Origin of the sequence: Vibrio sp. V43_P6S15P86 (genome assembly GCF_009904725.1) — a bacterium.
GTDB classification, from domain to species: domain Bacteria; phylum Pseudomonadota; class Gammaproteobacteria; order Enterobacterales; family Vibrionaceae; genus Vibrio; species Vibrio diabolicus.
Genome location: NZ_WXWT01000143.1, coordinates 1 through 11,462 on the forward strand (window position 1 = coordinate 1; position 11,462 = coordinate 11,462).

Genomic DNA, 11,462 nt, shown 5'->3' on the forward strand with positions numbered 1-11,462 from the left:
TGAAATTTCACTATTTTATGAAAGCTTCATCAAAGAAGAGCTGTGAAATTTTACAAGTCAAAGTTCACCAACAGAATAAAATACTAGAAAGCGCACTATTTTCAGTGCGCTTTTAGATAAATAATGGAGATGTAGAGGCTAATACTAATAGCTAAAGCAGTTCGGAAACGACTTCTGCAAGCTGATTAAATGTTTTAGTTCTTGATGAACTCGGACGCCAAACTAAGCCAATTTCGCGATAGGCTTGCTTTCCTGGGGGATCGATCACGACTAAATTCTGGTTATGCAGCAGGCCGTGGTCGATAGCCATTTGAGGAATGAACGTTGTTCCCAAACCATTCGCAACCATTTGCACCAAAGTATGAAGGCTGGTTGCTGTAAACGGATTAATTTTTTCTTTATCTGTTAATTTACACGCTGATACCGCGTGTTCCGTTAAGCAATGCTCTTTCTCTAATAAAAAGACGGATTCGTCAGGTAAATCTGCGTAACGAATCGGCACAGGCACCGATTGGGCTTGATTCGCACTAATAACCATTCGAAACGGATCCTTACCCACCACTCGGCTTTCCATACCGTCAATTTCGACTGGCAACGCTAAAATGAGTACATCCAACTCACCGTGTCTAAGCGCTTGAAGTAAGTTTGTTGTCGTGTCTTCTCTTAATAAAAGATTCAGTTGTGGGAAACGGTAGTTAACCTCTTGCACCAAATCACACAGTAAAAACGGAGCAATTGTTGGTATACATCCCACTTTTAGCTGGCCTTGCATATCGTCGCCTTGGCACATACGTCCAAGCTCGACCAAATCTTGCCCTTTTGCTAACAGCTCTCGCCCCTGCTTTACTACCATTTCTCCCGTTTGGGTAAAAACCAGTGGACTTTTCTTGTCTTTCTTTTCATATAATGGACAACCAATCAATTCCTCTAAGTTTTGAATACCTTTACTTAAAGTCGACTGACTGACAAAACAACGCTCTGCAGCGTCACTAAAATGTCTTGTTTCATGCAGTGTGACTAAGTAGTGCAACTGCTTCAAACTGGGCCATTTATTCATAATTGTATTTGTATCTACCGCCGTTCCAGTGATCGAGTTAAGAGTTTTGCTATTATCGTTTTTTTCGATTAACTCAATCTATTTATTTCGCTTTTTTCAATACTACAATCTGTACTATAGTTTGTCTCGTACAAACACGGACCAAACCGACACAACTGAATTCGGTTTGGAACTAACCATACTTTTTAGGAGCAAAAAAATGGTACTAGTAGGTCGTCAAGCCCCTGATTTTACTGCAGCAGCTGTTCTAGGTAACGGTGAAATCGTTGAAAACTTCAACTTTGCAGAGTTCACTAAAGGTAAGAAAGCAGTAGTATTCTTCTACCCACTAGATTTCACTTTCGTTTGCCCATCTGAGCTAATCGCATTCGACAACCGTCTAGCTGATTTCCAAGCTAAAGGTGTTGAAGTAATCGGTGTTTCTATCGATTCTCAGTTCTCTCACAACGCATGGCGTAACACTGCTATCGAAGATGGCGGTATCGGTCAAGTTAAGTACCCACTAGTTGCTGACGTTAAGCACGAAATCTGTAAAGCTTACGACGTTGAGCACCCAGAAGCAGGCGTTGCTTTCCGTGGTTCTTTCCTAATCGACGAAGAAGGCGTTGTACGTCACCAAGTAGTTAACGACCTACCACTAGGCCGTAACATCGACGAAATGCTACGCATGGTTGACGCTCTTAACTTCCACCAGAAGCACGGCGAAGTATGTCCTGCACAATGGGAAGAAGGTAAAGCAGGTATGGACGCATCTCCAAAAGGTGTTGCAGCGTTCCTATCTGAGCACGCAGCTGACCTAGGCAAAAAATAATAGACCTTCACCCTAGCTCAACGGGTGTGATGGTTGGATGTATATAAAGCAATAAGCTAATGCGGAAAACCGCAAACGCCAATCAGTCTAAGTAAAGTCCTATCAAAGCCCAGAGCCTCTGCTCTGGGCTTTCTTTTTCCTTCAGATAAACCGCCAAAATGAGGTAACGCTTTAGCGTAAACTTTACCTCTATTTATCATCCCCTCCATACAGATTCTGCTTACTGGCCCTGTTAATATCTTAGCCACAACACCTATTTGTAACGTTAGCAGGATGAATGAACATGGTTACTCACCTAGAAGTCTGTATCGATAATATTGAATCTCTGCACTACGCCATTGCTGGCGGCGCCACTCGGATTGAACTTTGCTCCTCTTTGGCTTTAGGCGGACTAACACCCAGTTATGGTTTTATGCAGCAAGCGGCTAAGCTTTCGAGTGTTCCAGTTTATGCCATGATCCGCCCACGCCAAGGTGACTTCTTCTACAATGAAGAAGAGATCGAAATGATGCGTTGGGATATTGAAGCGGCTCACCAATCAGGCTTGAGCGGTGTCGTGTTCGGCGTGCTCACTCAAGACGGTGATATTCATATGCCTTACGCGGCTGCGCTGTGTGAATTTGCTCAAGCGCTTGGCTTAGGCGTGACCTTCCATCGTGCCTTTGACCAGTGTCGTGACGCTGAAAAAACTTTGGAAGAAGTGATCAGCTTAGGTTGTGAACGTATTTTAACCTCCGGTCTTGCGCCTTCAGCACCACAAGGGATCGATGTGCTTAGAGCTTTGGTTAAGCAAGCCCAAGGGCGCATAGCAATCATGGCGGGGGCTGGCGTTAATGCGAGTAACGTACGTGCGTTAGTAGAAGACACTCAAATTCCTGAAATCCATCTGTCAGGCAAAACCACACGCCCTAGCCAAATGACCTTTGTTGCTGAACAAAGCAAAATGGGCGCATCCGATGTCGATGATTTTTTAATCCCCATCACAAGTACACAAGCCATTACCGATGTCGTAGCAGCTCTCAAATAGACCACCGTAACCTCACGCGCATAGCTTTTGAGTGCTAACATATTGTTTATCAAGGAGTGAGGAAATGTGTATGTCTAAATTGAAGAAAAAGGAATACGAAAAGGAGCTGAAAAACCTTCAAGTTGAGCTCGTAAAACTTCAAGAGTGGGTCAAACACAAAGGTTTAAAAGTGGTGGTTCTGTTTGAAGGCCGTGATGCTGCGGGCAAAGGCGGGGTGATAAAGCGAATTACAGAAAAGCTAAACCCGCGTGTTTGTCGCGTAGTGGCTCTGCCTGCACCGACAGAAAAAGAAAAAACGCAATGGTACTTCCAACGTTACGTCGCTCATTTACCATCTGCTGGTGAAATCGTTTTATTTGACCGAAGTTGGTATAACCGAGCAGGTGTCGAAAAAGTCATGGGGTTCTGTACTCCAGACGAATACGAGGAGTTTTTACGCTCTTGCCCTGAATTCGAGAGAATGTTGCAACGCTCTGGGATTATTCTGATTAAGTATTGGTTTTCGGTTTCAGACGAAGAGCAGGAAAAACGTTTTCTAGGTCGAATTAATACGCCGATCAAACGTTGGAAATTCAGCCCAATGGATTTAGAGTCACGTCATCGCTGGGCGGAGTATTCGGAAGCAAAAGATAAGATGTTTGCCTATACAGACACGAAAAACTGCCCTTGGTGGGTCGTCCCTTCTGATGACAAAAAGAAAGCGCGCTTGAACTGTATCAGTCATTTACTAAGCCAGATTGACTACAAAGCACTTGAGTACTCACCCATCGAATTACCTGAACTCAATAAAGAAGGTTACGTCAGAGCGCCCATTGATGATCAGACCTTCGTTCCTGATAAATATTGACGTGCTTTCCTTCTCTCTAATAAATAGACCAGCCTAAAAGCTGGTCTATTTATTGAAGTCAGTTACTTCAGTACGTCATCAAGACTTTGATCACCTAGATGGCGTACATCTTTCCCTTTCACGAAGTAAATAATGTATTCACAGATGTTCTGGCAGCGGTCCCCCACGCGTTCAATCGCGCGTGCCGACCACATCACTTGCAGAATGTTAGGGATATTTTTTGGATCTTCCATCATGTAAGTCATCAACTGACGAATCACCGCTTCATACTCGGCGTCTAGTTTGTCATCTTGTTTATGCACCTCTGCTGCCGCTTCTACATCCATGCGGGCAAACGCATCTAAAACCTGATGCAGCATATTAATTGCCTGACGGCAGAGAGGCTCTAACGACACTTGGAATTGTCGTTCTTTTGATGATGGGCTTTCGATGGCAACGTAAGCAATGCGTGTCGCCACATCACCGATGCGTTCTAAATCAGTGATCGTTTTGATGATAGCCATGATTAAGCGCAAGTCTTTTGCCGTTGGCTGACGCTTAGCAATAATGCGTGTACAAGCGTCATCGATCGAGACTTCCATCGCATTCACTTTATGATCGTCACGCACAACCTTACGCGCCAGTTCGATGTCTTCTTTATGCAAGGCTTGAATAGCATACGAAAGCTGCTGTTCTACCAAGCCCCCCATGGTTAATACATGAGTACGAATCGATTCTAGCTCTACGTTAAATTGTCCTGAAATATGACGTCCAAAGTGCATGATGTTCCTTATTCCGTATAGAGTCGCGACTTAACCGTAGCGACCCGTAATGTAATCTTCGGTCTGCTTCTTCATTGGCGAGGTGAAGATCGAGTCCGCGTCAGAGTATTCAATTAACTTACCCATATGAATGAATGCAGTATGATCACTCACTCTCGCCGCTTGTTGCATGTTATGGGTAACGATAACGACAGTATATTGAGTCTTCAGCTCATTGATAAGCTCTTCAATAGTTAAAGTTGAGATTGGATCCAACGCTGATGTTGGCTCGTCCAATAACAGGACTTCCGGCTCAATCGCCACCGCCCGCGCAATGACCAAGCGCTGTTGCTGACCACCAGATAAGCCAAATGCGTTCTCATGCAAGCGGTCTTTTACCTCATCCCACAACGCCGCTGAGCGCAAGGATCGCTCCACTGCGTCATCTAAACTGCGGCTGTTTTTTACACCTTGTAAGCGTAAGCCATAAACTACGTTTTCATAAATAGACTTAGGAAATGGATTGGGTCTTTGAAACACCATCCCCACTCGGCGTCGAAGTGTCGCAACATCGACATTAGGATGATAAACATTCTTGCCATGGAGACGCACTTTACCTGTGACTCGACACCCTTCCACTAAGTCGTTCATGCGATTGATGCAACGTAATAACGTCGACTTTCCACACCCTGAAGGACCGATAAAAGCGGTGACTCGCCCTTTGGGAATTCGCATCGAAATATCATGCAGCGCCTGAGTTTGACCATAGAACAGATTAAGGTTCTCGATTGAGATGGCTGTTTGTTCATCCGTTAAATTATGAACATCCAATGGTGGCTCATAACCTAATGTACTATCAAAATTAAACATACTTAATCTTGTCCTAACGTTCTGTATTTTTCTCGTAAATTATTGCGAATACTGATTGCTGTTAAGTTTAGCCCGACAATCACTGTCACGAGTAAGAAAGAGGTAGCATAAACTAATGGTCGCGCCGCTTCGATGTTGGAGGTTTGAAAGCCAACATCGTAAATGTGAAAACCTAAATGCATGAACTTTCTATCCAAATGCACATAAGGGAATTGTCCGTCAACCGGTAAACTGGATGCCAATTTCACGACCCCCACCAGCATCAGTGGCGCTACTTCGCCAGCTGCACGCGCAATCGCAAGGATCAAACCTGTGATAATAGCTGGCGTCGCCATAGGCAAAACCACGCGCCATAGCGTTTCGAACTGAGTTGCACCAAGTGCCAGAGAGCCATGTCGTACGGAGCTCGGAATACGAGTTAAACCTTCTTCCGTCGTCACAATCACAACTGGAAGCGTCAGCACGGCAAGAGTTAGTGCAGACCATAACAAACCCGGCGTACCAAAGGTTGGTGCCGGTAGCTTCTCCGCATAGAATACGTTGTCGATAGAGGCACCTATCGTATAAACGAAGAAGCCTAAACCAAACACGCCATAAACAATCGATGGAACACCCGCTAGGTTTATGACTGCAATACGAATAACTCTGGTTAGAGCGTTATTCTTAGCATATTCATGTAGATAGATAGCGGCGATCACCCCAAGTGGCATCACAATGATCGACATGATGAGTACTAAGAAAACCGTACCAAATATCGCAGGGAACACGCCTCCTTCGGAGTTTGACTCTCTTGGATCTTCAGATAAAAACTTCCAAACCTGTTTTCCCCAATGCATGACTTTATCAGGCAATGACATTTGGTTTGGATACCAATAGTCCAAAATGTCTTCGAGCGGGATCGATACTTGTGACCCCGTCATATCCTCGGCAATCAAGGCATAGTCAGAGAGCTGAAGTCGTAAACCATCAAGTTGCAAATCTAACGTCGCAAGCGCTTTTTCTATCTGCTCTTTTTTCGTCTGGTTTTCCTTTAAGAAGCTTTCTGTCAGCGTGTCATTCAATTCATGCTTGCGCTTTTCTAATCGCAACTGCTCTAGCTTCCAACCAAGCTCTTTAAGCTGATCGACCACCAAAGAGTCAATCTCATGGCGCAGAGTTTCTGCATCATCCAGTTTTCTGTTCAAGACGGATTGAATATCGTTGGTGTATAAGTTGTCTCCATCCTGAAACGCCACCAGCTTACCAAAAAAGTAACCGCCACTACTGCGCTCGATCACTGCCCACTCTTTTGGCGTCGTGGGCTCATCCAACTGCATTTGCAATACGGAGATAAAATCGGCGGGATACAACTCTCGGTTGGCGATTTTGATACTGAGTCGCGTAGCAAAGTCTTCATCTTCTTCTAATTGCTGCGCCGCGCTTTCAGGCAGATAACTCTTCGGTACAAAGCTGCGTTCATACACTTGACCAATCAGAATAGTATTTTCATGTAGTACTTCGCCTTGCACAGGGGTCAGCGCTGCAACATTCCACTGATACAAGGGAGCAGGCCAAAAGTAAGTCAGGCCTTTCCAGCCGATAAGGAGTAACAACCCTAATACCGACAACAAACTGATGCTGACTGCACCGCCTGTTAGCCATATCCACGGTGCGCCAGAACGAATCCAATTTAACACGTCATTACTCGCTCTTTATTCAAACCATTATTACAACGCACGGTACTTGTCTCTCAGTCTCTGACGAACCCACTCCGCAAGCGCGTTTACTGCAAACGTAAACACAAACAAAATCAATGCAGCTAGGAACAGCAGGCGATAATGCGAACTTCCAACTTCCGACTCTGGCAACTCAACGGCGATGGTCGCCGACAGGCTGCGCAATCCTTCCAAAATATTCCAATCCATTAATGGCGTATTGCCCGTTGCCATTAACACAATCATGGTTTCACCAACAGCGCGTCCCAGCCCCATCATAATGGCAGAAAAAATACCCGGGCTTGCGGTAAGCAAGACAACATAGATTAAAGTTTGCCAAGGCGTGGCCCCTAATGCCAAAGAGCCATCCGATAAATGCTTCGGCACAGAGAAAATGGCATCTTCGGCGATGGTAAAAATCGTCGGGATAACAGCAAACCCCATCGCTAACCCCACCACCAATGCATTACGTTGATCGTAACCAATGCCATGCTCGGTTAAGAACAAGCGCATATCGCCACCAAAGAACGTCTGCTCAATCGTAGGCGAAATCCACACTCCAAGCCCAATCAGTACCAATATGACAGGCATGAGCACTAAAGCATGCCAACCATTAGGCAGGCGATTCCGCAAAGGTTGCGGTATTAATGCCCATAGCCCGCCCATAATCATGGTGCTCAAGGGCAAAACAAACAGCATAACGACGATCGTAATCAGGTGATCTTCGACAATAGGCGCGAACCACAGCCCCGCGAGAAAACCAATGATCACCGTCGGCAGTGCTTCCATTAGCTCAATCGACGGTTTTACGACACGACGCATGCGTGGCGACATAAAGTACGCCGTATAAATAGCACCTAGCACTGCGAGCGGTACTGAAAACAGCATCGCAAACATCGCCGCTTTTATCGTCCCAAACGCAATAGGTACTAGGCTGAACTTAGCCTCAAAGTTATCGCTCGCCGAAGTCGATTGCCACACATATTCAGGCTCAGGATACCCTTCGTACCACACTTCTTGCCATAATGAGGACAATGAAATTTCCGGATAGGCATTGTCCACTTCCGCAACATTTAACTCATTATTTTGCCAAGTGATTAAGTAGCGTTCATTGTTAGACATTGCTGCGATTGCGGGCGCTTGATTGTACGCACGCTTAAACAACACCAGTTTTTCACTGGTTGTATAATGGCTTTGCAACGTGCCGTTGGTGTAAAAGCTATAAAATCCTTTGCGATGAGAATCCGGCAACAAATACTTAAGCTCTGATGCCAATTTAAAATCACGAATATGCGTTAACGTGCGTCTCTCTTCTTGCAGCGTATCAAACCATTGCGACACCCGACCATCGTTGTGCGTCACCAAAAGCGAGTAAGCACCAGCCAATAAGTCTATCGTACGAACGGAATGCTTCTTATCACCTTGAGTGAGATCGACCACCTCTCGCACAGCAAATTTACGTGCGGTTTTCTTTAACACGATCAACTCAGAGCCATCGCGCAAATAAAGCGTTTCACCATCAGGTGTCAATAACATTTGCTGAGGTGCATCAAAGCCTGAAGAGAACGTAAAATCGATCGTTGTAGGAGGCGTACCCAAAGACGAAGCCGCTTGCCAGCGAGCCTTCACTTCACCGCTTTGTGTCTGCCAAACAATTGTTGGTAACGGCGTTGAAGCTGCAAACACAAACTGAGTCACAGGATCTTGAGGCGTACTCAGCGTCAGATCCATGCTGGTGTCTAGTTCAATCACTTCCGGAGGACGTGTATTTTCTCTCAACGTGGCATTAAATTCAGGCTTGAAAAGGTGCGCTTTACCCTGCCCATCAACAAACCCATACCAACCTAGTCCAGGAGCAGATTGAGAGAAAGCGACGGGTTCCTGGACGATTTGCTGTTTATACACCGCAGGTTTCGTAGGATCGTCCATCGACAAATATTGAATCTCACCACTTTGGGTTAGAACGAACGCGAGCTGAGCGTAATCATCCACTGAAATCGACAGTGGTGTTTCAATATGAGTAGCTCGAATGGCTTGGTTGGTTTTGATCTCCGCATCAGAAAAAAGCGGAATGATCACCATGGCGAGGTAGACAAAGATCAAAATAAGCGCCGCGAGTACGCCGACACCACCGGATGTCACTGCAAGTCGAACTAAACGATCTTTTATCAGTCGTTTCTTATCTTTTTCCTGCAATGAAAACTCGGCTTGTGCCATTTAAATCTCTACCTTTTTTGACTTAGTACTAGAATATGTCGTTAAGATGACAATTATATTACAGATCACATTAAACACCTGAAAAGAATACAACTCTTATGCAATGCGTGGTATGAAATAAATCTGTAATGAAAATCTCATAATGTTCTCACTCATCCATTTTTCCAAGATGAGTACGTATTACTTCACTTTTGGCTAGGTAAGGTTATGAGCGCAGAAAAACTATATATAGAAAAAGAACTGAGTTGGTTGTCTTTCAACGAACGAGTATTACAAGAAGCTGCCGATAAAACCGTCCCTTTGATCGAACGTATTCGCTTTCTTGGGATCTTTTCCAACAATTTAGATGAATTTTACAAAGTACGCTTTGCGGACGTGAAGCGCAGAATCCTAATCAGCCAAGAGCGCGGTGGCAGTGATAGCCCTAAACGACTGTTAACCAAAATGCAGTCGAAAGCACTCAAGCTTAACGAACAATTTGATGAGCTTTACAGCGAATTGATTCGAGAAATGGCGCGACGTCGCATTTTCTTGGTCAACGAACAACAACTGGATGAATCGCAACAAAAGTGGATCGCGAAATACTTCCGTAGAGAGGTCATGCCGCATATCACCCCTCTGCTAATGAAAGATGAGATCGATGTTCTTCAATTTCTCAAAGACGAGTACGCTTACATCGCCGTAGAGCTACGTAAAGAAGAACATTACCAATACGCTCTGATCGAAATTCCGACCGATCACCTTCCCCGCTTTGTGATGGTACCAGAACAGAAAGGAAAGCGTCGAAAAACCATCATCTTACTTGATAATATTATCCGCCACTGTTTGGATGAGCTATTCAAAGGCTTTTTTGATTATGATGAGCTTAGCGGCTATGCGATGAAAATGACGCGTGACGCCGAATACGATTTACGCAACGAAATCGAATACAGCTTGCTAGAACAGATGTCGGAAGGTGTCAATCAGCGACTGACAGCAAAGCCCGTTCGCTTCGTCTACGAACGTGATATGCCGCCCCAAATGCTAGAGTTTCTTTGTAACAAGCTCAATATCTCTAATTACGATAACCTTATCCCCGGCGGCCGCTATCACAATTTTAAAGACTTCATTGCGTTTCCAAATGTTGGGCGAGAGTACCTTGAAAATAAACCGCTTCCGCCAATGAAGTGCGCCGATTTCGAAGGTTACGCTAACAGCTTTGATGCGATTAAAGCGAAAGATATTCTACTCTATTACCCCTACCACACTTTTGACCACATTAGTGAGTTGGTGCGCCAAGCCTCCTTTGATCCGAAAGTACTTAGTATCAAGATTAACATTTACCGTGTCGCGAAAGATTCTCGCTTGATGAACTCGTTAATTGATGCCGTGCACAACGGCAAAAACGTCACCGTGGTCGTGGAGCTGCAGGCTCGCTTTGATGAAGAAGCCAATATCGAATGGTCAAAAGTGTTGACCGAGGCAGGGGTGCACGTCATCTTCGGAGCGCCTGGCCTTAAGATTCATTCAAAGCTACTGATGATCAGTCGTCGTGAAGGTGAAGAAATTATTCGCTACGCGCACATCGGCACAGGCAACTTCCATGAGAAGACGGCACGAATTTATACCGACTTCTCTCTCCTTACCGCAGATCAAGAAATCACTAACGAAGTTCGTAATGTCTTCGGTTATATTGAGAATCCATACCGCCCAGTGAAGTTCAACCACCTCATGGTATCTCCACGTAATTCTCGAACCCAAATCTACCGCTTAATTGATAATGAAATTGCGAATGCCAAGCTAGGAAAGAAAGCCGCCCTTACGATCAAGGTCAATAACCTAGTCGACAAAGGCATCGTCAATAAGCTATATGGTGCAAGTACGGCGGGAGTGAAAATAAATATGATCATTCGCGGCATGTGCTCCTTAGTGCCAGGCATTGAGGGAATCAGCGACAACATTCGGATCATCAGTATTGTTGACCGCTTTTTGGAACACCCACGCGTGGTGATTACCCATAACGATGGCGATCCGCAAGTCTATATCTCCTCTGCTGACTGGATGACAAGAAATATCGATCACCGCATTGAGGTGGCGGCGCCAGTCCGTGATCCACGTTTGAAACAGAGAATTATTGATATAACGAATATCCATTTTACCGATACAGTAAAGGCTCGTTTTATAGATAAGGAAATGAGCAACGCTTACGTACCACGAGGT

At 45.0% G+C, this 11,462-nt stretch carries 9 protein-coding genes and 1 pseudogene; 4 read left to right on the forward strand and 6 right to left on the reverse strand.

The window, feature by feature from the left end:
* Positions 1-151 precede the first annotated feature (151 nt).
* Positions 152-1,057, reverse strand: coding sequence for a hydrogen peroxide-inducible genes activator (locus CAG69_RS06270; RefSeq protein ID WP_005383681.1), 906 nt, complete (start codon positions 1,055-1,057; stop codon positions 152-154).
* Between the two features lie 199 nt (positions 1,058-1,256).
* On the opposite strand from CAG69_RS06270, the gene CAG69_RS06275 reads away from it, so the two are divergent.
* From CAG69_RS06275 to ppk2, 3 genes are all read left to right on the forward strand, one after another.
* Positions 1,257-1,868, forward strand: a complete 612-nt coding sequence (locus CAG69_RS06275; RefSeq protein ID WP_005381738.1) for a peroxiredoxin C — start codon at positions 1,257-1,259, stop codon at positions 1,866-1,868.
* A 283-nt stretch (positions 1,869-2,151) separates the two neighbouring features.
* Positions 2,152-2,895 carry a copper homeostasis protein CutC gene (locus CAG69_RS06280; RefSeq protein ID WP_104979997.1) on the forward strand — a complete coding sequence of 248 codons (744 nt, stop codon included), beginning with the start codon at positions 2,152-2,154 and terminating at the stop codon, positions 2,893-2,895.
* 70 nt (positions 2,896-2,965) lie between these two features.
* Entirely contained in the window at positions 2,966-3,742 is a 777-nt protein-coding gene (gene ppk2, locus CAG69_RS06285) for a polyphosphate kinase 2 (protein WP_005381743.1), read from the forward strand.
* Between the two features lie 62 nt (positions 3,743-3,804).
* Here ppk2 and phoU read toward each other — a convergent pair whose 3' ends face one another.
* From phoU to CAG69_RS06305, 5 genes and pseudogenes are all read right to left on the reverse strand, one after another.
* The gene (gene phoU, locus CAG69_RS06290) at positions 3,805-4,503 is read right to left on the reverse strand and encodes a phosphate signaling complex protein PhoU (protein ID WP_161443233.1); all 699 of its coding nucleotides are present in this window, start codon (positions 4,501-4,503) and stop codon (positions 3,805-3,807) included.
* 30 nt (positions 4,504-4,533) lie between these two features.
* Entirely contained in the window at positions 4,534-5,352 is an 819-nt protein-coding gene (gene pstB, locus CAG69_RS06295) for a phosphate ABC transporter ATP-binding protein PstB (RefSeq protein ID WP_005381745.1), read from the reverse strand.
* Between the two features lie 2 nt (positions 5,353-5,354).
* Entirely contained in the window at positions 5,355-6,668 is a 1,314-nt protein-coding gene (gene pstA / locus CAG69_RS06300) for a phosphate ABC transporter permease PstA (RefSeq protein ID WP_443087787.1), read from the reverse strand.
* Positions 6,669-6,796: 128 nt separating this feature from the next.
* Positions 6,797-7,028: pseudogene (locus tag CAG69_RS22750) on the reverse strand (phosphate ABC transporter permease PstA); the annotation flags it as partial.
* A 30-nt stretch (positions 7,029-7,058) separates the two neighbouring features.
* Positions 7,059-9,263 (reverse strand): ABC transporter permease subunit, encoded by a 2,205-nt coding sequence (locus tag CAG69_RS06305; RefSeq protein WP_161443236.1) that lies wholly within the window; start codon positions 9,261-9,263, stop codon positions 7,059-7,061.
* Between the two features lie 207 nt (positions 9,264-9,470).
* On the opposite strand from CAG69_RS06305, the gene ppk1 reads away from it, so the two are divergent.
* The coding region (gene ppk1, locus CAG69_RS06310; protein ID WP_161443239.1) for a polyphosphate kinase 1 at positions 9,471-11,462 on the forward strand (1,992 nt) is incomplete at its 3' end.